Annotated in this window: 21 protein-coding genes; 2 read left to right on the top strand and 19 right to left on the bottom strand. The window is 72.1% G+C overall.

The features are described 5' to 3' along the window. Nucleotides 1-77 precede the first annotated feature (77 nt). The 19 genes from acs to JUB10_RS11170 all read right to left on the bottom strand — a co-directional run bounded on the left by acs (nucleotide 78) and on the right by JUB10_RS11170 (nucleotide 18,774). Nucleotides 78-2,093 carry an acetate--CoA ligase gene (gene acs, locus JUB10_RS11260; RefSeq protein WP_207456756.1) on the bottom strand — a complete coding sequence of 672 codons (2,016 nt, stop codon included), beginning with the start codon at nucleotides 2,091-2,093 and terminating at the stop codon, nucleotides 78-80. Then, nucleotides 2,090-2,950: an ABC transporter permease gene (locus tag JUB10_RS11255; protein WP_207456754.1), complete on the bottom strand. Its 861-nt coding sequence runs from the start codon at nucleotides 2,948-2,950 to the stop codon at nucleotides 2,090-2,092. The genes acs and JUB10_RS11255 overlap by 4 nt, the downstream gene beginning before the upstream one ends. After that, complete coding sequence (locus JUB10_RS11250; RefSeq protein WP_207456752.1) at nucleotides 2,947-3,969, bottom strand: aliphatic sulfonate ABC transporter substrate-binding protein; 1,023 nt, start codon at nucleotides 3,967-3,969, stop codon at nucleotides 2,947-2,949. Before JUB10_RS11250 ends, JUB10_RS11255 begins: the two co-directional genes overlap by 4 nt. After that, nucleotides 3,966-4,775: an ABC transporter ATP-binding protein gene (locus JUB10_RS11245; protein ID WP_307859201.1), complete on the bottom strand. Its 810-nt coding sequence runs from the start codon at nucleotides 4,773-4,775 to the stop codon at nucleotides 3,966-3,968. The genes JUB10_RS11250 and JUB10_RS11245 overlap by 4 nt, the downstream gene beginning before the upstream one ends. 100 nt (nucleotides 4,776-4,875) lie before the next feature. Then, complete coding sequence (gene nusB, locus JUB10_RS11240; RefSeq protein ID WP_207456750.1) at nucleotides 4,876-5,298, bottom strand: transcription antitermination factor NusB; 423 nt, start codon at nucleotides 5,296-5,298, stop codon at nucleotides 4,876-4,878. After that, a complete protein-coding gene (gene efp / locus JUB10_RS11235; RefSeq protein ID WP_207456748.1) occupies nucleotides 5,298-5,858 on the bottom strand; it encodes an elongation factor P in 561 nt (186 codons plus the stop codon). The genes nusB and efp overlap by 1 nt, the downstream gene beginning before the upstream one ends. Nucleotides 5,859-5,922: 64 nt before the next feature. Continuing rightward, nucleotides 5,923-6,360 carry a type II 3-dehydroquinate dehydratase gene (locus tag JUB10_RS11230; protein ID WP_207456747.1) on the bottom strand — a complete coding sequence of 146 codons (438 nt, stop codon included), beginning with the start codon at nucleotides 6,358-6,360 and terminating at the stop codon, nucleotides 5,923-5,925. Nucleotides 6,361-6,480: 120 nt separating this feature from the next. Next, on the bottom strand, nucleotides 6,481-7,452 hold the full coding sequence (locus tag JUB10_RS11225; RefSeq protein WP_207456745.1) for a PDDEXK family nuclease: 972 nt from the start codon (nucleotides 7,450-7,452) through the stop codon (nucleotides 6,481-6,483). 268 nt (nucleotides 7,453-7,720) lie between these two features. After that, nucleotides 7,721-8,809 carry a 3-dehydroquinate synthase gene (aroB, locus tag JUB10_RS11220; RefSeq protein WP_307859200.1) on the bottom strand — a complete coding sequence of 363 codons (1,089 nt, stop codon included), beginning with the start codon at nucleotides 8,807-8,809 and terminating at the stop codon, nucleotides 7,721-7,723. Further along, complete coding sequence (locus JUB10_RS11215; RefSeq protein ID WP_207456744.1) at nucleotides 8,791-9,288, bottom strand: shikimate kinase; 498 nt, start codon at nucleotides 9,286-9,288, stop codon at nucleotides 8,791-8,793. The genes aroB and JUB10_RS11215 overlap by 19 nt, the downstream gene beginning before the upstream one ends. A 1-nt stretch (nucleotide 9,289) precedes the next feature. Beyond that, on the bottom strand, nucleotides 9,290-10,504 hold the full coding sequence (gene aroC / locus JUB10_RS11210) for a chorismate synthase (protein WP_207456743.1): 1,215 nt from the start codon (nucleotides 10,502-10,504) through the stop codon (nucleotides 9,290-9,292). Between the two features lie 22 nt (nucleotides 10,505-10,526). Continuing rightward, on the bottom strand, nucleotides 10,527-11,369 hold the full coding sequence (locus JUB10_RS11205; protein WP_207456742.1) for a shikimate dehydrogenase: 843 nt from the start codon (nucleotides 11,367-11,369) through the stop codon (nucleotides 10,527-10,529). Next, nucleotides 11,359-12,588, bottom strand: a complete 1,230-nt coding sequence (mltG, locus tag JUB10_RS11200) for an endolytic transglycosylase MltG (RefSeq protein ID WP_207456741.1) — start codon at nucleotides 12,586-12,588, stop codon at nucleotides 11,359-11,361. The genes JUB10_RS11205 and mltG overlap by 11 nt, the downstream gene beginning before the upstream one ends. A 30-nt stretch (nucleotides 12,589-12,618) precedes the next feature. Next, entirely contained in the window at nucleotides 12,619-13,065 is a 447-nt protein-coding gene (ruvX, locus tag JUB10_RS11195; RefSeq protein WP_207456740.1) for a Holliday junction resolvase RuvX, read from the bottom strand. Further along, entirely contained in the window at nucleotides 13,065-15,722 is a 2,658-nt protein-coding gene (gene alaS / locus JUB10_RS11190) for an alanine--tRNA ligase (protein ID WP_207456739.1), read from the bottom strand. Before alaS ends, ruvX begins: the two co-directional genes overlap by 1 nt. A gap of 75 nt (nucleotides 15,723-15,797) precedes the next feature. Then, complete coding sequence (locus JUB10_RS11185; RefSeq protein ID WP_207456738.1) at nucleotides 15,798-15,998, bottom strand: hypothetical protein; 201 nt, start codon at nucleotides 15,996-15,998, stop codon at nucleotides 15,798-15,800. Between the two features lie 43 nt (nucleotides 15,999-16,041). After that, nucleotides 16,042-16,437, bottom strand: a complete 396-nt coding sequence (locus tag JUB10_RS11180) for a DUF948 domain-containing protein (protein ID WP_207456736.1) — start codon at nucleotides 16,435-16,437, stop codon at nucleotides 16,042-16,044. Between the two features lie 155 nt (nucleotides 16,438-16,592). Next, on the bottom strand, nucleotides 16,593-17,222 hold the full coding sequence (rpsD, locus tag JUB10_RS11175; protein WP_207456734.1) for a 30S ribosomal protein S4: 630 nt from the start codon (nucleotides 17,220-17,222) through the stop codon (nucleotides 16,593-16,595). Nucleotides 17,223-17,436: 214 nt separating this feature from the next. Next, entirely contained in the window at nucleotides 17,437-18,774 is a 1,338-nt protein-coding gene (locus tag JUB10_RS11170; RefSeq protein WP_207456733.1) for a replication-associated recombination protein A, read from the bottom strand. 77 nt (nucleotides 18,775-18,851) lie between these two features. Here JUB10_RS11170 and JUB10_RS11165 point away from each other — a divergent pair, with 77 nt between their 5' ends. Together JUB10_RS11165 and JUB10_RS11160 are read left to right on the top strand one after the other, a co-directional pair. Beyond that, nucleotides 18,852-19,652 carry a peptidylprolyl isomerase gene (locus JUB10_RS11165; RefSeq protein WP_207456731.1) on the top strand — a complete coding sequence of 267 codons (801 nt, stop codon included), beginning with the start codon at nucleotides 18,852-18,854 and terminating at the stop codon, nucleotides 19,650-19,652. An 87-nt stretch (nucleotides 19,653-19,739) separates the two neighbouring features. After that, nucleotides 19,740-20,969 carry a DUF349 domain-containing protein gene (locus JUB10_RS11160; RefSeq protein ID WP_207456729.1) on the top strand — a complete coding sequence of 410 codons (1,230 nt, stop codon included), beginning with the start codon at nucleotides 19,740-19,742 and terminating at the stop codon, nucleotides 20,967-20,969. Nucleotides 20,970-21,045 lie beyond the last annotated feature (76 nt).

The raw sequence follows: 21,045 nt of genomic DNA, 5'->3' as shown, positions 1-21,045 counted from the left end.
AAACCTTGAGGATCCGTCGCGGTCGGTGCAAGGGAGCAGAGCGGGCGGGCCGGCTGGGATGCGGCCGGCCCCTGGAATCAGGGCGTGAGGATCGCGGCGATCCGGTCGATCGAGGCGGGGTCCTGCAGCGACGTGGTGTCGCCGAGGGCACGCCCTTCGACGAGGTCGGCGAGGATTCGCCGGAGGATCTTCCCGGAGCGGGTCTTCGGCAGGTCGGGCACGGGCACGATCCGCGACGGCTTCGCGACGGGCCCGATCTCCGCCGCCACGTGCGAGCGCAGCGACTCGGTCAGCTCCGTGCCGAGCGCCCGCCAGCCTGCGACGTCGTCGGGCTCGGGCCTCGCCGTCGAGCGCGGGATCACGAACGCGACGATGGTCTGCCCGGTCACGTCGTGGGCGACGCCGGTCACCCCGGCTTCGGCGACGACGGGCGAGGAGACGAGCGCCGACTCGATCTCGATCGTCGACAGCCGGTGGCCGGAGACGTTGATGACCTCGTCGACTCGGCCGAGCACCCAGATGTCGCCGTCCTCGTCGTACTTCGCACCGTCGCCGGCGAAGTAGTAGCCGCGGTCGGCGAAGCGGGCCCAGTAGCTGTCGCGGTAGCGCTCGGGATTGCCCCAGATCGTGCGCGCCATCGCCGGCCACGGGCGGTCGATCACGAGGTAGCCACCGGCACCGCGGGGCACCTCCTCCCCCGCGTCGTCGACGACGAGCGCGCTGAGCCCGGGCAGCGGCCGGGTGGCCGAGCCGGGCTTGAGGGTCGTCACGCCCGGCAGTGGCGCGACGATCGCGGCGCCGGTCTCCGACTGCCACCACGTGTCGACGATGGGCGCCCGCCCGGCTCCGACGTTCTCGTGGAACCAGACCCACGCCTCCGGGTTGATCGCCTCGCCGACGGTGCCGAGCAGGCGGATGCTCGAGAGGTCGAACCCCCCGGCATCCGGGCCCGGGATGCCGGCGGGGAACCAGCTCATGAACGTACGGATGAGGGTCGGCGCCGTGTAGTAGGTGGTGACGCCGTAGCGCTCGATGATCTCGAAGTGCCGGGCGCGGTGCGGGGTGTCGGGGGTGCCCTCGTAGATGACCTGGGTCAGTCCGTTGGAGAGCGGCCCGTAGAGCTCGTACGTGTGCGCCGTGACCCAGGCGAGGTCGGCGGTGCACCAGTGCACGTCGTCGGGCTTCGCGTCGAAGTGGGCCCAGTGCGCCCACGACGCCTGCGTGAGATAGCCGCCGGAGGTGTGCACGAGCCCCTTGGGCTTCCCGGTGGTGCCCGAGGTGTACATGATGAACAGCGGCGTCTCGGCGTCGAACGACTCCGGGGTGTGCTCGTCGGGGGCGGTGTCGACGACGTCGTGCCACCAGACGTCGCGGCCCTCGGTCCACGGCACGTCCTGCCCGGTGCGCCGGACGACGAGCACGTGCTCGATCGCGTTGTCGCCGGAGACGGCGTGGTCGGCGTTCGGCTTGGTGGCGACGGCGGTGCCGCGCCGGAACTGCCCGTCGCTCGTCACGAGCAGCTTGGCCCCGGTGTCCTCGACACGGAAGCGGACCGCCTCGCCCGAGAAGCCGCCGAACACGAGCGAGTGCACGGCACCGATCCGGGCGATGGCGAGGGTGATGACGACCGTCTCGGGAATCACGGGCAGGTAGACGACGACGCGGTCCCCCTTGCCGACGCCGAGCGCGGTGAGCGCGTTCGCGGCTCTGGCGACCTCGCGCTGCAGGTCGGCGTAGGTGATCGTGCGGCGGTCGCCGCGCTCCCCCTCGAAGTGCAGCGCGATCTTGGCGCCGTTGCCCGCCTCGACGTGCCGGTCGACGCAGTTCACGGCGACGTTCAGCCGGCCGCCCACGAACCAGGCCGCGCGCGGCACGCTCAGGGTGCCGTCGGCCTGCTCGGTCGCCGGCTCCCACTCGAGCGCCGTGTGCCACTCCTCGTCCCACTGCAGGCGCCGGGCGGCGCGCTCCCAGTGGGCGATGGGGTCGAGCTCCGCCTCGGCCCACGCCTCCGGGCCGAGGTTCGCGTCGGCCGCGAAATCGGCGGGGGCGGGGAAGCGCCGCCGCTCGTCGAGCAGGTTCGAGATCGTCGTCATGTCCACCGTTTCAGCAGCGCCCGCTCGCCGACGCCGAGCACGGCGTCGGTCGCCTTGCCGAACACAGCGAGCAGGATGATCGTGAGGAAGAGCCGGTCGAGCCGGCCGTTGTACTGGGAGTCCGTCAGCAGGAAGCCGAGGCCCATCGACGAGCCGAGCAGTTCGGCGGCGACGAGGAACAGCCACGACTGCGCGAGCGCGAGCCGCAGACCCGACACTACGGCGGGCACGACCGCGGGGAGTTGCACCTGGGCGAGTAGCGACACGCCGCGGAGCCCGAACGCCCGGCCCGCCTCCACGAGGTGCCGGTCGACGTGACGGAGGGCGCCGGCGACGGTCGTGAAGACGGGGAACAGTGCGCCGATCGCGATGATCGCGACCTTGCCGTTCTCCTGCAGGCCGATGTAGAGCACGATGAGCGGCACCCAGGCGAGCGAGGGCACCGCGCGGAACGCGCTGATCGTCGGCGAGAGCAGCACGTCAGCCCAACGGCTGAGGCCGATGAGCGCGCCGAGCACGAGCCCGACCGCGGCCCCGATCGCGAAGCCGAGGAGCACCCGCTGCACCGAGATGCCGACGTGCACGCCGAGGAGGCCGCGCTGCGCGAGGTCGACCCCGGCGAGAACGACCGACGCCGGCGACGGGAGCCGGTAGGCCGGCACGAACGCCGTCGCGACCTGCCAGGCCGCGAGGAGCAGCAGCGGCAGGATCGCGCCGAGCGCGATGCGCAGCCCGCGCGGCAGCCGCCGCGGTGAGCGGCGCTCGTTCCGCGGCGGCTGCTGCTCGGCGAAGGACGGGCCGTAGCCGCTCACGACCGGGGTGGCGCGGCCCGTCTCGTCGGTGGCGACGACCGTCATCCGGCCGACGCCTCCTCGGCGTACACGGGCTCGAAGAGCGACTCGAGCGCGGCGTCGATCGCGGCCTGGTCGGCGACGTCGCCGGAGTCGACGAAGATCGGGCCGACGACCTCGAGCACCGAGCGCTGCGCCTCCCCGGGCACCGGATTGACGGCGAGGTTCGTGCGCTCGAGCACGGCCGTCGCGATCGACTCGTCGATCCCCGCGACCTCGGCGAGGATCGCCGCGGTCTCCTCGGGGTTGTCGGCGGCCCACTCCCGGGCGCGCTCATACGTGTCGACGACGACCTGCGCGACATCCGGCGACTGCTCGAGGAAGTCCTCGGTCGCGTTGAGGAAGCCGTAGGTGTTGAAGTCGATGTTGCGGTAGAGGAGCGTCGAGCCGGCGTCGGCCTCGCTCGTCGCCATCAACGGGTCGAGTCCGGCCCACGCGTCGACGCTGCCGTTCTCGAGCGCGGCCTTGCCGTCGGCGTGCTGCAGGTTCTCGATCGTGACCTGGTCGAGCGGCACACCCGCCTCCTCGAGGGACTGCAGCAGGAAGAAGTAGGGGTCGGTGCCCTTCGTCGCGGCGACGCGCTTGCCGGCGAGCTGCTCGACGGAGGTGATCTCGCTGCCGGTGGGCACGACGATCGCGGCCCACTCCGGCTGCGAGTAGATTTCGATCGCCTTGATCGGCGACCCGTTCGAGCGGGCGAGCAGCGCGGCGGAGCCGGCCGTCGAGCCCACGTCGATGGCGCCGGCGCGGAGCGCCTCGTTCGCCTTGTTGGAGCCGGCCGACTGCGTCCAGGTGACCGTCACGTCGTCGCCGAGCTCCTCCTCGAGCCAGCCCTGATCCTTGATGACGAGGCTCAGCGGGTTGTAGGTCGCGAAGTCGATGTCGAGGCTCGTCGTGCTCCACTCCGAGCCGGCCGCCGCGGCGGGTTCGGCCGGGGCGTTCTCGCCTGCGGAGCAGCCGGCGAGGGCCACGGTCGACAGGGCCGCGACCGCGGCGGCGAGGAGGCGGGAGGCTGTGGTGGTCATGCTGTCTCCTGATGACTGAGCTGGGCGGTGGACGGTGCGGTGTGGTGCGCGGGCACGCCGAGGCCGGCGAGCAGTTCGGCGCGGAGGTCGACGAGCTCGGGGGCCCCGCGGTCGCGGGGGCGTGCGCCCGGCACCCGCACGACGCGGCGCACGGTCGCGCCGGGAAGGTCGCCGTCGGTGCCGAGCAGCACGACGTGATCGGCGAGCACGAGGGCCTCGTCGACGTCGTGGGTCACGAGGATCACGGTCGTGGGCACCGCGGCGTGCACGTCGAGCAGGAGATCCTGCATGCGGAGCCGGGTGAGGGCGTCGAGCGCGCCGAACGGCTCGTCGAGCACGAGCACGCCGGGCTCGCGGGCGAGCGCACGGGCGAGGGAGGCGCGCTGTGCCATGCCGCCGGAGATCTCGCGGGGGCGGCGGCGCGCGGCATCCGCGAGTCCCGTGAGCTCGAGGAGTTCGGCGACGCGGCGGCGACCGGGCTCCTTGGCGGTGCCGTGCGGCAGACCGAGGGCGACGTTCGCCTCGACGGAGCGCCACGGCAACAGGCGCGGCTCCTGGAACGCGACGGCGCAGCGCTGATCGACGGGCCCGACCGCCGTGCCGGCGATCGAGACGGCGCCCTCGCTCGGGGCGTCGAGTCCGCTCACGCTTCGCAGGAGCGTGGACTTGCCGCAGCCGGAGGGGCCGAGGATGGCGACGATCTCCCCCGCCGCCACGTCGAGGTCGACGTCGCGCAGCACGCGGGCGGTGCCGAAGGCCCGGCCCACGCCCCGGAACGAGACGGGGAGAGCGGTGGTCGAGGTCACGCGGTCGAACCTAGAGAGCCGCGAACACCGCGCTCAACGTGAGGCGTAACGCAGCGCAACCCGCTGTAACGCGACGCAATGGGGCGTCGCGGTGTGCTCGCTACTGCGCGGCGGGCTTGGTCTGCGCGATGCGTCCGAGCAGGCCGTTGACGAAGCCCGCCGAGTCATCCGTGCTCAACACCGTCGCCGACTCGACGGCCTCGGAGATCGCGACGGCGTCGGGCACGTCGGGGTTGAACAGCAGCTCCCAGAGACCCATGCGCAGGATCGCGCGGTCTACCGCAGGCATCCGCTTCAGGGTCCAGCCCTGCGCGTACGTCTCGATGAGCTCGTCGATCTCGTCGCGGTGCTCGTCGACGCCCGCGACGATCTCCCGGGCGTACAGCCACGACGACTCGCGCTGCGGGTTCTCCTCGGCGCGCTTCGCCTCGACGACGAGCACGTCGGCGAGCGACTGGCCCCGCAGGTCGGCGCCGTAGAGCATGTCGATCGCGCGCTTACGCGCCTTGGATCGGGCGCTCACTAGTTGACGCGGCCGAGGTAGTCGCCGGTGCGGGTGTCGACCTTGACCTTGGTGCCGGTCTCGAGGAACAGCGGGACCTGGATCTGGTAGCCGGTCTCGACGGTCGCGGGCTTGGTGCCACCGGTCGAGCGGTCGCCCTGCAGGCCGGGCTCGGTGTAGGTGACCTCGAGCACGACGGAGGCGGGGAGCTCGACGTAGAGCGGGGTGCCGTCGTGCAGCGCGATCGTGACGTTCTGGTTCTCGAGCATGTAGTTGGCGGCGTCGCCCACGACCTCGCTCGAGACGGTGACCTGGTCGTAGTCGCTCGTGTCCATGAACACGTAGCCGTCGCCGTCGGTGTAGAGGTACTGCATCTCGCGGCGGTCGACGTTCGCGAAGTCGACCTTCGCGCCCGCGTTGAACGTCTTGTCGACGACCTTGCCGCTCGTGACGTTCTTGATCTTGGTGCGCACGAAGGCGCCGCCCTTGCCCGGCTTGACGTGCTGGAACTCGACGACCGACCACAGCTGGCCGTCGAGGTTCAGGACGACGCCGTTGCGGATGTCATTGGTGGAAGCCATGCGGGGAGGAAGTCCATTCGGTAGTCGGTAAGGTCGCCGTAAGGCGACACAGAATCGTACCCGGTCAGTTCGAGCGGCGGCGAATGAGCCAGAGCGCCGACGAGTAGGAGTCGAAGCCGAACCCGGCGATGACGCCCGTGGCGACGCCGGAGATGACGCTCGTGTGCCGGAACTCCTCGCGCGCGTGCGGATTGGAGATGTGCACCTCGACGAGCGGCACGCCTGCCTTGGTCACGATCGCGACGGCGTCGCGCAGCGCGTAGGAGTAGTGGGTGAACGCGGCGGGGTTCAGGATGACGGGCGTGCGCGCGTCGGCGGCCTCGTGCAGCCAGCCGATGAGCTGCCCCTCGTCGTCGGTCTGCCGCAGGTCGACCTCGACGGAGGGGTGGTCGGCCTCGAGCTGCTCCTTGAGGTCGGCGAGCGTGCCGCCGCCGTAGACGTCGGGCTCGCGGCTCCCGAGCCGGCCGAGGTTCGGGCCGTTGAGCACGAGCACCTTCTGCATGGCTCCCACCCTACTGACCCCGCGTCATCCGCCGGTCGCGCGGCCGCGCCATAACGTCCGGCGGGAAGTCGCGCCCTGTCGCACGCGCCGCGTGACATTGCTCGGCGCGTGCGACGACGGTCAGCGCAACCACTGCGGCGCACTGACGTGAGCACGCACGAGGCCGGCGCGTTCGAGGCGGGCGGCGACGCGCTCAGGATGCCGGAGCTCCTCCCAGTCGAGGCGGATCACGCGGAGCCCGCGCGCGCGCAACCGGTCCTCGCGGCGCTTCTCGGCGAGCACGATCTCGCCCGGGCTCCGCCCCGAGGTGTACTCGTCGCGCAGGTATTTCGCGCGCCCGTCGAACTCGACGACGAGCCCGAGCTCCGGCCAGAAGAAGTCGGTGTAGCCGATCAGCCCGTCGGCGTCGCGGAACTCCTGCTGAAGTACCGGGGCCGGGAAGCCCAGCTGCGCGATCAGTACCCGGCACACCGACTCGCCGAGCGACCCGGAGGCGCCGGAGGCGGCTCCGATTGCGAGCCGTGCCCGCGCCCCACCGCGGGTGCTGCCCCGCTCGTGCTCCATTGCCAGGTCCTCGCGGGTGCAACGCGCGGACGCGGGCCACGTCTCCGCCGGGTTCGCGGGCGACAGCGCGTGGTCGAGCATCGCCACGGCCGACGGCAGGGTGGTGTGACGGGCGGCATCGACCAGCGTGCGCGCGAGCGGCGTCACCAGGATCCCGTGCACGTCGATCCGTGCCTCGTCGGCCGCGGCGACGTGGCGGGTGATGCCGGCAGTCGAGCGGCCCGAGGTCGCGCCGAGTGCGAGCGCGTGCGGCTTCTTCGGCGGCGCCCCGACCCAGGGACGCCGCCAGACGAGGGCCGCCGACACGGAGGAGAACACGAGGTCGCGGCGCAGCGCCGACAGGGCGAGCACCGCTGCGCGGTGACGTTCCTCGGGAAGGCACCTTGCCAGATCGGCGGTACCGGCGTAGGCCCCTCGGGCGAGCGACACGTAGTCGCCATCGGCGGCACGCCGGTAGAACGCCGCTCGGTCACCCGCGGTGAGCAGCGTGCGGGTGAACACGATCTGGTCGAGCGCGATGTCTGCCACGCCGGCAGCATCCGCCGCCGGCCGAGCCGCCGGGTCCGGCCGCCCGCGATGGTGAGCCGGTCGTTCGGGTGGTCGGCTGTGCAGGAGGAGTGATTCCACCCCACGCCGACCCCTGTCGCGCATGCCGAGCGATGTCGCGCGGCACCCGCGACAGCGGTCGGCGACGCATCCGCATCGGAAGCACGCGCCATTGCGACGACCGCGCGTCGGCGGATCCGGGGCCCGGCGATGAGCGCGGCGGGGACTCCCTGCTGAACGGACGCGCGGGTCAGTCCGCGAGCTCGGAGTAGGCCGCGTAGAGGAGCGACTCCTCGGGGCCCTGCAGGGTGGAGGGCCGGCCGATCGCGTCGAGCACGATGAAACGGAGCATGCCCGCGCGCGCCTTCTTGTCGCGCTGCATCGCGGCGAGCAGGGTCTTCCACCGGGCGAGCGGGTACGTCGTCGGCAGCGACAGCGAGGTCAGGATGCTGCGGTGCCGGTCGACCTCTGCGTCGCTCAGCGAGCCGGTGAGTCGCGAGAGCTCGGCCGCGAAGACCATGCCGATCGAGATCGCCGCGCCGTGCCGCCACTGGTAGCGCTCGGTGTGCTCGATCGCGTGACCGAGCGTGTGTCCGTAGTTGAGGATCTCGCGGAGCCCCGCCTCGGTGAAGTCCTCGCTGACGACGCGCGCCTTGAGCCGGATGGCGAGCTCGATCGCGCGCCGGAACTGCGGGGTCGTCGGATCGGTCGCGGCCTCGACGTCAGCCTCGACGATGTCCAGGATCTCGGTCTCGCCGATGAAGCCGGCCTTCACGACCTCGGCGTAGCCGGCGAGGATCTCGTTGCGCGGCAGCGTGTCGAGCAGGGCGAGGTCGGCGACGACCGCGGCGGGCGCGTAGAACGCCCCGACGAGGTTCTTGCCCTCGGCCGTGTTGATGCCCGTCTTGCCGCCGATCGCCGCGTCGACGAGGCCGAGCACGGTGGTCGGCGCCTGCACGAGGCGCACGCCGCGCAGCCAGGTGGCCGCGACGAAGCCCGCGAGGTCGGTGGTCGCTCCCCCGCCGAGCCCGACGACGGCGTCGGTGCGGGTGAAGTCGGTCTGGCCCATGATCTGCCAGCAGAAGGCGGCGACCTCGATGCGCTTCGCGCCCTCGGCATCCGGGATCTCGGCGAGCAGCACCTCGTAGCGGTCGCTCAGCTCCTCGCGGAGCTTCTCGGCCCGCGCGCCGAGGGTCGGCGCGTGGATGATCAGCACCTTCGCGACCTTCTGGCCGAGGCCGTCGCGGATGCCCTGGGTCAGGATGTCGCGGCCGACCGTGATGTCGTAGCCGCCGTTTCCGACGGTGACGGGCACGGTGGTCACCTGGTTCTCAACCACTGGGCGATCTCCTTCGCGAGAGTCTGCATGGGGCGCGCCGACGTGTCGACCGTGAGGTCGGCGAGGCGCTCGTAGATGGGACGGCGGCGCTCGTAGAGCTCCCGCCAGGCGTCGATGCCGCCCTGCGCGAGCAGAGGGCGCGAGTCGCCGCCGATGCGGGCGGCGACGGCGTCGGATGACACGGTGAGCAGCACGACGGGCACGTCCGCGAGATCGCGCTGCGTGCGCTCGTCGAGCACGGCTCCCCCGCCGAACGCGACGACGGCGTCCTCGGCGAGTGCCCGCTCGACCTCGGCGCGCTCGAGGGCGCGGAAGTGCTCCTCGCCGTGCTCCTCGAAGATGCGCCGGATCTCGCCGTGTGCGGCGACGATGCGGGCGTCGGTGTCGACGAAGGGGACGCCGAGCTCTTTCGCGACGCGCTTGCCGATCCGGGTCTTGCCGGCGGCGGGAGGCCCGATCAGGACGAGGCTCGCGCCCACGTCAGCCGAGGATCTCGTGCGCCGCCGCGGCCGTCGTGGTCAGGTTGGCGGGGATCGCGGCGAGGTACGCGTCGAGGTTGCGGCGGGTCTCGGCGACCGAGTCGCCGCCGAACTTCTCGAGCACCGAGTTCGCGAGCACGAGCGCGACCATCGCCTCGGCGACGACGCCGGCTGCGGGCACGGCGCAGACGTCGGAGCGCTGGTGGTGCGCGGGGGCCGCGTCGCCGGTCGACACGTCGACCGTGCGGAGCGCGTGCGGCACGGTCGCGATGGGCTTCATGCCGGCGCGGACGCGCAGCACGGTGCCCGTCGTCATGCCGCCCTCGATGCCGCCGGCGCGGTCGCTGAGCCGCGAGATCGCGCTGCCGTCGGTGACGAGCTCGTCGTGGGCCTGCGAGCCGCGGCGGGTCGTGGTGAGGAAGCCGTCGCCGACCTCGACGCCCTTGATCGCCTGGATGCCCATGAGCGCGGCCGCGAGCTGCGAGTCGAGCCGGCGGTCCCAGTGCACGTACGAGCCGAGCCCGGGCGGAAGGCCGTACGCGAGCACCTCGACGACGCCGCCGAGGGTGTCGCCGGTCTTGTGCGCGTCGTCGACCTCGGCGACCATCGCCGCGGAGGTCGCGGCATCGAAGCAGCGCAGCGGGTCGGCGTCGAGCGCGGCGACATCCGCCGGGCGCGGCAGCGGGGCATCCTCCGGCACCCGCACGGGCCCGATCGAGAGGGTGTGCGAGACGAGCTCGATGCCGAGCTCGCCGAGGAACGACCGGGCGACGGCGCCCAGCGCGACGCGGGCCGCGGTCTCGCGGGCGCTCGCGCGCTCGAGCACGGGGCGCGCCTCGTCGAAGCCGTACTTCTGCATGCCGACGAGGTCGGCGTGGCCGGGGCGGGGGCGGGTGAGCGGCGCTCCACGGCCGCCGGAGAGCTTCTCGGCGGGAACGGGCTCAGGGTTCATCACGTCGACCCACTTGGGCCACTCGGTGTTGCCGATGCGCAGCGCGACGGGCCCGCCGAGGGTGAGCCCGTGCCGGACGCCGCCGGAGACGTGCAGCTCGTCGGCCTCGAACTTCATGCGCGCGCCACGGCCGTAGCCGAGGCGCCGACGGGCGAGGTCCGCCCGAACCGAGTCGAGCGAGACGGGGACTCCGGCGGGGAGCCCCTCGACCACGGCGATCAGCTCGGGGCCATGGGATTCCCCTGCGGTCAGCCAGCGAAGCATGGCTGCAATCCTCCCACAGCGCTCAGAGGCCGAGAGACGCGCGCATCGCCGCGAGCACCTCGAGCTCGTCGCGCAGCGGCGTCGCGGGATCGCCCGCGACGAAGATCCGCACCTGCAGCAGCGCCTGCTCGACGAGCATCTCGATGCCGGGGATCACGATGCCGCCCGCCTGCTGCCACGCCGTCGCGCGCGGCGTCGGCCACGGGTCGTAGGCGACCTCGAAGTAGACGGATGCCTCCCCGGGCCGCTCCCCCGCCGCGAGCTCGACCTCCGCGCCCGCCGGCAGCGTGCCGACGACCGCGTCGGCCGTGCGGCCCTCCGGGTCGGGCTCGCCGAACGGGAGGACCGTGAGCCGGACGCCGACGGCCTCGGCGAGGTGGACGAGCTCGCCCGCGGCATCCGGTCGCCGCAGCCGCAGCACGACGCTCTGCGCGCCGAGCCGGGCGAGGGCCGCGATGGCGGAGCCCGCAGTCGCCCCGCCGCCCAGCACGACCGCGTGCGGCACGACGTGCACGCCGGCGGTGGCGAAGGCGCGTTCGAGCCCGGCGACGTCGGTGTTGAAGCCGGAGCGGCTGCCGTCGTCCTCGAACAGCACGGTGTTGGCCGCGCCGGTGAGGTCGACGACGTCGTCGCGCCGGTCGAGCAGGGGAAGCACGGTGCGCTTGAGCGGCATCGTGAGCGAGAGCCCGCGCCACGAGTCATCCGTGCCCTCGAGGAAGCCGCGGAGCGTGTGCTCGGTCACCTCGACCGCTGAGTACTCCCAGTCGAGCCCGAGCACCCGGTACGCGGCCGCGTGCAGCGCCGGCGACTTCGAGTGCCCGATCGGCGAACCGAGCACCGCGAGCCGGCGCGGCTCAGCACTCATTGGCGGCGCACCACTCCTGCAACTGCTCGACGGCGGCGTTGTGCTGCGACAGCGTGTCGGAGAACACGGTCTCGCCGGAGTCGAGGTTGATCGTGACGAAGTAGAGCCACGAGCCGTCGGCCGGATGCATCGCGGCGTCGACCGCAAGGTCGCCCGGCGCCGAGATCGGGCCGACCGGCAGCCCCTGGATCACGTACGTGTTGTACGGGTTCTCATCGGCGCGCTCGGCGTCGGTCGTGAAGACGCTGCTGAGGTCGGAGCCGGCGCCGTAGTGCGCGGTCGAGTCGAACTGCAGCGGCATGCCCTGCGCGATGCGGTTGTCGATGACGCGGGAGACGCGGTAGAAGTCGTCGGTCAGCCGCGCCTCGCGCTGGATGAGCGAGGCCTTCGTGACGATCTGGTGCCGCTGCTCCGCCGGCACGCCCGCCGCGTCGAGCGACTGGAACATGCGGTTGACCATGATCTGCAGCATGTCGCGGGGCGCCGTGCCCGGGTCGAACTCGTAGGTCGCCGGGAACAGATAGCCCTCGAGGTTTGGTGCCTCGGCCGGGAGGCCGTACGAGCCGTAGTCGGCGGCGGCGGCCTCGAGGTCGGCGAGCGGCGTGTCAGTGCCTTCCGAGAGGCGGTTGAGGATCGACGCGACGGTGATGCCCTCGGGGATCGTGACCGCCGCGGAGACCCGGTTCTCGCCCGAGGTCAGCAGCTCGAGCGCCGCACGGGCGCTCATCTTCTGCCGCATCAGGTAGTAGCCGGCCTCGAACGAGACGTCGCCCTCCTCGAGCAGCAGGTCGTAAAAGGCCTCGGATGTCATGACGACATCGTTCTCGGCGAGGGTGCGCGCGACGTCGGAGCCGACGTCACCGGGCACGATCGCGATCGTGACCTCGCCGGAGCCCTCGCCCGCGTAGTCGTTGGGCTCCTCCCAGCCGAGCGCCTCGCGGATGCGGTCCTCGAAGAGGGTCCAGCCGGCGAACGCGGCCCCGCCGAAGACTGCGAGCACGAGCACGAGCGCGATGACGGGGAAGACCCAGCGGCGGCGGCGCTTCGGACGGTAGGTGTCCTCGTCGCGGCGACGGCGTTCGGCCTTCTCCCGCGCCTTCCGCTCGCGGCGGCTGAGCGTCTCCCCGGTGGGGATGGGGCTCGTGGTCGTGGGGACCGGGCGGCGAGGCTCGTCGGCCTGCTCGGTGAAGATGGATTCCCAGCTCGGCTCGTCGGCCACGTCGGTTCCTTGCGTCCTTGCGTCGAGGGGTCAGTCGACCGGCCGGCCCGGCGGGCGTCCGCTCGAGCGCTCCGAGTCGAGAGCGTGCTGCACCAATATAACGGCGGCCACCTGGTCCACGACGGACCGCTGGCGCTTGGCCGACCGGCCGGCCTGACGCAGTTGCGACTGGGCCGAGACGGTCGTGAGACGCTCGTCGATCAACCGCACCGGGCGCTCGGTGGCGGCCGCGAGCTCGCGGGCGAACCCGACGGCGTCGTCGGTCGAGGGGGTGCTCCCGCCGCTCAGCGAGAGCGGGAGCCCCACGAGGATCTCGAGCGCGTCGCGCTCCTCCGCCTCGCGCACGATCGCCGCGATCGGGCTCTCGCCCCGCTGCAGCGTCGCGATGGGCGTCGCGATCATGCCGTGCGGGTCGGAGGCGGCGAGGCCGACGCGCACCTTGCCGACGTCGACCCCGAGCCGCACCCCGCTGCGCATCAGGCGGGCAGCGCCTGCGACACGGCGACGAGCGCGTCGCCGATGCGCGTGACATCCGCGCCGCCGCCCTGCGCCAGGTCGTCCTTACCGCCGCCGCCGCCGCCGAGCACGCCGGCCGCGACCTTCGCGAGGGCTCCGGCCTTCGCGCCGGCCTTGCGGGCGGCGTCGTTCGTCGCGACGACGACGGCCGGCTTCTCGTTGACGATGCCGGCGAGGGCCACGACGGATGCCTCGGCGCCGAGCTGCTGGCGCACGGTCGTCGCGAGCGTGCGGAGCTCGTCCGCGCTCTTCAGGGCGCCGACGTTCTCCACGACGGCGCGCACCGAGCCGACGGCGCGGGCCGTCTGCACGAGGGCCGGGACGCGCTGGGTGAGCTGCTGCGCCTCGAACTCGGCGATGCGCCGCTCGGCCGCCTTGAGGCTGGCGACGAGCTCGGAGATGCGGTCGGGCAGCTGGTCCTTCGGCGTCTTGAGCGACGAGGTGAGCTGCGCGACGAGCGCGCGCTCGGTCGCGAACTCGCGGAAGGCGTCGGCGCCGACGAGCGACTCGACGCGGCGGGCGGTCGAGCCGATCGACGACTCGCTCACGAGGTCGATGAGGCCGACCTCGCTCGAGCGGGACACGTGGGTGCCGGCGCAGAGCTCGAGTGACCAGGGGCCGCCGATGTCGACGACGCGCACGGTCTCGCCGTACTTCTCGCCGAACAGCGCCATGGCGCCGAGCGCTCTGGCCTCGTCGAGCGGCATGATCCGCGTCTGCACCTCGTGGTTCTGCCGGATCGCGTCGTTCGAGATCTCCTCGATCTCGCTGCGGGTCTCGGCGCTGAGCGGCTGGCTCCAGTTGAAGTCGAGGCGCATGTAGCCGGCGCGGTTGTACGACCCCGCCTGGTGCGCGTCGGGACCGAGCACCTGACGCAGGGCCGCGTGGATGAGGTGGGTCGCGGTGTGCGCTTGGGTCGCGCCGCGGCGGTAGTCGCGGTCGACGAGGGTGGTCGCCTCGTCGCCGACGGCGACCTCGCCGGAGCGCACCTGCACGCGGTGGCTGATGAGGCCCTTGACCGGGCGCTGCACGTCGAGCACCTCGAGGTCGAAGCCGCGTCCCACGATCGACCCCTGGTCGGCCTCCTGGCCGCCGGACTCGGGGTACAGCGCGGTCTCGGCGAGGATGACCTCGGCGATGTCGCCCGCCGAGGCCTTCTGCACGCTCTCGCCGCCGACGATGATGCCGAGGATCGTGCTCTCGGTCTCGAGGTAGTCGTAGCCCGTGAAGACGGTCTCGCCCTGGGCGCGGAGGTCGCTGTAGACGGAGAGGTCGGCGAGGGCGGTCTTCTTCGCCTTCGCGTCGGCCTTGGCCCGCGCGCGCTGCTCGGTCATGAGCTTGTCGAACGCGCCGCGGTCGACCGCGAGCCCCGCCTCCTCGGCGATCTCGAGGGTGAGATCGATCGGGAAGCCGTAGGTGTCGTGCAGCAGGAACGCGGTGTCGCCGGGGAGCGTCTGCCCGCCGGCATCCTTCGCCTTGCCCACGGCGACGTCGAGCACCGTGGAGCCGCTCGCGAGCGTGCGGAGGAACGCGTCCTCCTCGGCGAACGCGATGCGCGAGAGCCGGTCGTAGTCGTGCTCCACCTCGGGGTACGAGGCCTTCATCGCGTCGCGCGACGCGGCGAAGAGCTCCGGGAACGTCGCGGTGTCGACGCCGAGCAGCCGGATCGAGCGGATCGAGCGACGCATGAGGCGGCGCAGGATGTAGCCGCGGCCCTCGTTCGACGGGGTGACGCCGTCGGAGAGCAGCATGAGCGACGAACGCACGTGGTCGGCGAGGATGCGCATGCGCACGTCGTCGTCGTGGTTCGCGCCGTAGCGGTGGCCGCTCAGCTCCTGGGCGACGTCGATGACGGCGCGCAGCTGGTCGGTCTCGTAGATGTTGTCGACGCCCTGCTTGAGGAACGCGACCCGCTCGAGGCCCATGCCGGTGTCGATGTTCTTGTTCGGCAGGTCGCCGACGATGCGGAACTCGGTCTTCGAGCGCACCTCGTCGATCGCGTACTGCATGAACACGAGGTTCCAGATCTCGACGTACCGGTCGTCGTCGGTCGCCGGGCCGCCGTCGCGCCCGTAGGCCGGGCCGCGGTCGAAGAAGATCTCGGAGCAGGGGCCGGCGGGGCCGGGCTGGCCCGTGGACCAGTAGTTCGTGTCGCGGCCGAGGCGCTGGATGCGCTCCTCCGGCAGGCCCGCGATGTTCTTCCAGAGGTTCATCGCCTCGTCGTCGTCCTCGTAGACGGTGACCCAGAGGTCGCGCTCGTCGAAACCGAGGCCACCGTCGGACTCGCTCCGGGTGAGGAGGTCCCAGGCGTAGCCGATGGCCCCCTCCTTGAAGTAGTCGCCGAAGGAGAAGTTGCCGTTCATCTGGAAGAACGTGCCGTGGCGAGGGGTCTTGCCGACCTCCTCGATGTCGTTGGTGCGGATGCACTTCTGCACGCTCGTCGCGCGCGGGAACGGCGCGGGCACGAGTCCGGTGAGGTACGGCACGAAGGGCACCATGCCCGCGACCGTGAAGAGCAGCGAGGGGTCGTCGCTCACGAGCGACGCGGAGGGGACCACGGTGTGGCCGCGCTCACCGAAGTAGTCGAGCCAGCGGCGACGGATTTCAGCGGTTTGCATGGGTTCCTGTAGGACGACCGTGCCGGGGCACGGGAGAGCGATGCCGCGGAGGACGCGGCGGGACGACTGGGAGGATCAGGCCCTGGCGGCCTCGGTGGCGGAGGCCTTCAGCTCGGCCTCGCGGGCCTTGTAGCCGTCGACGACGGCGTCGCCGAATTCCTGCGCGCGCGTGCGGACGTCCTCGAAGAACTGTGCGCCCTGCGGGGTCTTGTTGAACTGGTGGGCGGCGGCGAAGCCGATCCCGACCCCGAGCGCGACGAGCAGCGCACTTCTCATCTCGAGTCTCCGTTCCGCGGCGGGTTGATCCGGCGCAGCAAGCTTAGCGATCGGTACGCGGGGAGGTCCGTCGGCCGCCCGCGCGGGAGCCGAGCCCGAGGCCCGCGAGCGCGCCGGAGACGGCGCTCGTGGCGCCGGCGACCCAGATGAGCGGGCGGCCGACGGCCGCGGCGGTCACCGCGACGAGACTCGAGACGTTGGTCGTGACCTCCGCGACATCCGTCGTGATGGTGTCGACGCGCTGCAGCTGGCGGTTCGCCTCGGTCATGGCCGTCGCGGCCTCGTCGACAATCGGGCCGATGCCGTCGCTCAGCTCCTCGACCGCCTCGCGGGTCTCATCGAGCAGCCGGCCGAGCTTCAGCAGCGGCACGGCGAGCACGATCACGAGCAGCGCGAAGGCGCAGGCGGCGATGAGGCCGGCGAGCTCCCCGATCGACATGGAGACCCCCTGGTTAACGGCGGAAGCGGGCCGCCCGAAGGCGACCCGCTCCACGATAGCGGCGTGAGACCGCTGAGCCTTCCGCTTAGCGGGCGGCGTAGACGATGTCGTCCGCGCGCCGCCGCTGCTGCGGCGCGCTGTACTACGCCTTCCGCTTAGCGGGCGGCGTAGTACTCGACCACGAGCTGGACCTCGGCCGAGACCGGGACCTCGGCACGCTTCGGGCGACGCACGAGGCGGGCCTGCAGCTTGTCGAGCTCGACCTCGAGGTAGCCCGGAACCTTGGGCAGCACCTCGGCGTGACCGCCGGCGGCCGCGACCTGGAAGGGCTCGAGCGACTCGCTCTTCGGCTTGACGTGGATGAGCTGACCCGGCTTCACGCGGAACGACGGGCGGTCGACGAGCTGGCCGTCGACGAGGATGTGACGGTGCACGACCAGCTGGCGGGCCTGCGAGGTGGTGCGGGCGAAGCCGGCGCGGAGCACGAGCGCGTCGAGACGCATCTCGAGCAGCTCGACCAGGTTCTCACCGGTCAGGCCGGCGGTGCGGCGGGCCTCGTTGAAGACGGTGCGGAGCTGGGCCTCGCGGATGCCGTACTGAGCGCGCAGACGCTGCTTCTCGCGCAGACGGACGGCGTAGTCGCTGTCGGCCTTGCGCTTGGTGCGGCCGTGCTCACCCGGCGCGTAGGGGCGCTTCTCGAGGTAGCGGGCCGCCTTCGGGGTGAGGGCGATGCCGAGCGCGCGCGAGAGACGCGTCTTGCTGCGGGTGCGGGAGTTCTGTGCCACTGAGGGTCCTTACTGAAATGATCCGACGATTGGTGACCGGGGCGTCCCGCGCCCACGCGTGGACGCGCGGAGGAAGACCCGGTGAAGTCAGAGGGATTCGCTGGCGGGAGCGGACCGGCTACAGGTCCCCACCCATCCCGGGGACTTCGGCGCAGCCGCACGCATCCGTCCCGGTTTTCAGCAGCGACCAGACTAGCAGACGGACGCCGGTGCGTCAGCGACCCCGGACGATCTTCCGCAGCCGCTCGAGACGCGCCGCGACGTCGCGCTCGTTGCCGTTCGAGCCGGGCTCGTAGTAATTGACGCCGACGAGCACGTCCGGCGGGTACTGCTGCTCCGCGACGCCGTGCTCGTGGTCGTGCGAGTACTTGTAACCCTTGCCGTGGCCGAGCCGCTTCGCGCCCGGGTAGTGCGCGTCGCGCAGGTGCGGCGGCACCGGCGAGAAGCGCCCGGACCTGACATCCGCGAGCGCCCGGTCGATCGCCGTGTACGAAGCGTTCGACTTGGGCGCGGTCGCGAGGTACACGACGGCTTCGGCGAGGGGGATGCGGCCCTCGGGCATACCGATGAACTGCACGGCGTCCGCCGCGGCGACGGCGACGGTCAGCGCGTTGGGGTCGGCCATGCCGATGTCCTCCGACGCGCTGACGATGATCCGGCGGGCGATGAAGCGGGGGTCTTCCCCCGCCTCGATCATGCGGGCCAGGTAGTGGATCGCGGCGTCGACGTCGCTGCCGCGGATCGACTTGATGAACGCGCTGATGACGTCGTAGTGCTCGTCACCCTGCCGGTCGTAGCGCAGCAGGGCGCGGTCGACGGCCGCCGCGACGATCTCCTTCGTGATGACCGGCGTCTCCTCTTCGTCGCCCTCGTGAGCGGCGACGGCGGAGGCAGCGGATGCCTCGAGCGAGGTGAGCGCCCGGCGTGCATCGCCCGAGGCGAGTCGCACGATCGCGGCGCGCGCCTCCGGGTCGAGCTCGACCGCGCCCGCGAGCCCGCGCTCGTCGGCGACGGCGCGGTCGAGCAGCATCCCGACGTCGTCGTCCTCGAGCTGGTGCAGCGTGAGGAGCAGCGAGCGGGACAGAAGAGGAGCGATGACGGAGAACGACGGGTTCTCGGTCGTCGCCGCGACGAGGATGACCCAGCCGTTCTCGACGCCGGGCAGGAGGGCGTCCTGCTGCGCCTTGGAGAAGCGGTGGATCTCGTCGAGGAAGAGCACGGTGGAGAGGCCGTACAGGTCGCGGGACGAGCGCGCCTCGTCCATCACCTGACGGACGTCCTTCACTCCGGCGGTCACGGCGGAGAGTTCGACGAAGCGGCGGCCGGAGCTGTGCGCGATCGCCTGCGCGAGCGTCGTCTTGCCCGTGCCCGGCGGGCCCCACAGGATGACGGAGACGGCGCCCCGCTCCCCCGTCGTGTCGCTTGCGAGCGCGACCAGCGGCGAGCCCGGTCCGAGCAGGTGCTTCTGCCCGGCGACCTCGTCGAGGCTGCGCGGGCGCATGCGCACGGCGAGCGGGGTCGCCCCCGCGCGGAGTCCCTGCTGCGCCGACATGGCGTCAACTGTAGGCGCAGGGGGCGACACGTTAGGGTATGCGTCGGCCGCACCCCGGCCCCACCGGAAGGACGTCGATGCCCGCGAACAGGAACCAGGACCGGGAAGCCCGCGAGGCGCGTCGCCGCCTCCGCACGTACCGTGCCCGGCAGGGGGTCCACGAGGCGCAGGTGCGCCGCCGGCGGCGCGACAACATCGTGATCGCGGTCGGCGTGGTCGCCGTCGCGACGCTCGCGACGATCACGCAGGTCGTCTACTTCACGGCCGGGCCCGGCACCCCGGCGGCCGACCCGTCCGCGTCGGCGTCGCCCTCGGCATCCGCGTCTCCCGAGGCCGGCTCGAACACCGGCGACGTGCCGGACCCCGCCCTCGCCGAGAACCGCGAGTGGACCGGGTCGATGAACCTGAACGACGTGCAGCTGCAGTTCACGCTCGACGGCGCCGCCGCGCCGCAGGCGGTGTCGTCGTTCGTCAGCCTCAGCCAGAGCGGCTTCTACGAGGGCGTCGGCTGTCACCGGCTCACGACCGAGGGTCTCTTCGTGCTGCAGTGCGGCGACCCGAACGGCGACGGCACGGGCGGCCCGGGGTACAGCTATGGCCCCGTGGAGAACGCGCCCGAGGACGGCGTGTACCCCGCGGGCACGATCGCGATGGCTCGTCAGGGCGGGGACGCGTACAGCCAGGGCAGCCAGTTCTTCGTCGTCTACCAGGACACGACGCTGCCGGAGGATGCCGCGGGCGGCTACACCGTGCTCGGCACCGTGACCTCGGGCCTCGACCAGCTGCAGTCGCAGATCGTCGCCGGCGGCGTGCAGGGCGGGGGCACCGACGGCGCCCCGGTGACCGCGACGACCCTCAGCCAGGTCACGGTCGAATAGCGCGCCCTCGGGGGTGCCCCGGCGTGCAATAGGCTGGACCGCGAGTTTCGGCCACCTAGGGTCGACCGATTCGGCAGGGTGATTTCATTGGCGACTTCCGACCAGGCATGGGGCCGCGTCGATGAGACGGGAACCGTCTTCGTGCGCGAGGGCGATTCGGAGCGTGAGGTCGGGCAGTTCCCCGACGCCACGCCCGAGGAGGCGCTCGCCTACTACGAGCGCAAGTACGCGGACCTCGCGGGGCAGGTGTCGCTGCTCGAGCAGCGCGCCCGCGCCGGTGCGCCCGCGAATGACGTCGCGAAGGCGGTCGCGCATCTTAAGGACGCGGTGACCGGTGCGAACGCCGTGGGCGACCTCGCGTCGCTGCTGCGCCGGCTCGACGCGCTGTCGTCGACCGTGGGCGAGCTGACCGAGAAGCAGAGCGCCGAGACGCGTGCCGCCGTCGAGGCCGCCGTGACCGAGCGCGCCGCCCTCGTCGCCGAGGCCGAGGCGCTCGCCGCGCAGGACCCGTCGAAGGTGCAGTGGAAGCAGGTGACCGCGCAGCTCGACGACATCTTCGCGCGCTGGCAGCGCCACCAGCAGGAGGGTCCGCGGATCCCCAAGGGCGAGGCCAACGAGCTCTGGAAGCGCTTCCGGGCCGCACGCTCGACGATCGAGGCGCACCGCAAGGCCTTCTTCGCCGAGCTCGACTCGCAGCACCGTGAAGCACGCACCCGCAAGCAGGAGCTCGTGCAGCGTGCCGAGGACCTCGTCGGCCGCGGCGCCGACGCGGTGCCCGCCTACCGCTCGCTCCTCGACGACTGGAAGCGCGCCGGCCGCGCCGGCAAGAAGGTCGACGACCAGCTCTGGGCACGGTTCAAGGCCGCCGGTGACGCGATCTACTCCGCCAAGGCGGAGGTCGACGCGCGTGACAACGCGGAGTACGACGAGAACCTGAAGGCGAAGCTCGCCCTGCTCGACGAGGCCGAGCCGATCCTCAAGGAGAAGGACCGCGGCCGCGCCCGCGACGCCCTCACTGCGATCCAGCGTCGCTGGGACGAGATCGGCCGGGTGCCCCGCGACAAGGTGCGCACGGTCGAGGACCGCCTGCGCCGCATCGAGTCGCACGTCAAGCAGCTCGACGACGAGCACTGGGAGCGGTCGAACCCCGAGCGCAAGGCGCGCTCCGAGGGGCTCGCGAGCCAGCTGCAGTCGGCGATCGACAAGCTCGAGCGCGACCTCGAGGAGGCGAAGGCCTCCGGCGACCGCAAGAAGCAGGCCGAGGCCCAGGAGGCCCTCGACGCCCGCCGCATCTGGCTCGACGCGCTCGGTTCCTGATCCCTCCACAGCCCCTCGCCGTCCACAGATGAGGCCGGTGAGGGCGACGGATGCCTCGGCGCCCGGCACGCTGGGG

Origin of the sequence: Desertivibrio insolitus (assembly GCF_017355965.1) — a bacterium.
Taxonomy (GTDB): Bacteria; Actinomycetota; Actinomycetes; order Actinomycetales; family Microbacteriaceae; genus JAFIQW01.
The sequence above is the reverse complement of the archived record's forward strand: the minus strand, read 5'-3'. Positions and strand labels throughout refer to the sequence as shown.

What these genes read in the sequence shown, in the direction of transcription:
- acs (WP_207456756.1), bottom strand. Translation starts at nt 2,093, where the DNA reads ATGACGACGATCTCGAACCTGCTCGACGAGCGGCGGCGCTTCCCCGCC.
- JUB10_RS11255 (WP_207456754.1), bottom strand. Translation starts at nt 2,950, where the DNA reads ATGACGGTCGTCGCCACCGACGAGACGGGCCGCGCCACCCCGGTCGTG.
- JUB10_RS11250 (WP_207456752.1), bottom strand. Translation starts at nt 3,969, where the DNA reads ATGACCACCACAGCCTCCCGCCTCCTCGCCGCCGCGGTCGCGGCCCTG.
- efp (WP_207456748.1), bottom strand. Translation starts at nt 5,858, where the DNA reads ATGGCTTCCACCAATGACATCCGCAACGGCGTCGTCCTGAACCTCGAC.
- JUB10_RS11230 (WP_207456747.1), bottom strand. Translation starts at nt 6,360, where the DNA reads ATGCAGAAGGTGCTCGTGCTCAACGGCCCGAACCTCGGCCGGCTCGGG.
- aroC (WP_207456743.1), bottom strand. Translation starts at nt 10,504, where the DNA reads ATGCTTCGCTGGCTGACCGCAGGGGAATCCCATGGCCCCGAGCTGATC.
- JUB10_RS11205 (WP_207456742.1), bottom strand. Translation starts at nt 11,369, where the DNA reads ATGAGTGCTGAGCCGCGCCGGCTCGCGGTGCTCGGTTCGCCGATCGGG.
- ruvX (WP_207456740.1), bottom strand. Translation starts at nt 13,065, where the DNA reads ATGCGCAGCGGGGTGCGGCTCGGGGTCGACGTCGGCAAGGTGCGCGTC.
- alaS (WP_207456739.1), bottom strand. Translation starts at nt 15,722, where the DNA reads ATGCAAACCGCTGAAATCCGTCGCCGCTGGCTCGACTACTTCGGTGAG.
- JUB10_RS11185 (WP_207456738.1), bottom strand. Translation starts at nt 15,998, where the DNA reads ATGAGAAGTGCGCTGCTCGTCGCGCTCGGGGTCGGGATCGGCTTCGCC.
- JUB10_RS11180 (WP_207456736.1), bottom strand. Translation starts at nt 16,437, where the DNA reads ATGTCGATCGGGGAGCTCGCCGGCCTCATCGCCGCCTGCGCCTTCGCG.
- JUB10_RS11170 (WP_207456733.1), bottom strand. Translation starts at nt 18,774, where the DNA reads ATGTCGGCGCAGCAGGGACTCCGCGCGGGGGCGACCCCGCTCGCCGTG.
- JUB10_RS11165 (WP_207456731.1), top strand. Translation starts at nt 18,852, where the DNA reads ATGCCCGCGAACAGGAACCAGGACCGGGAAGCCCGCGAGGCGCGTCGC.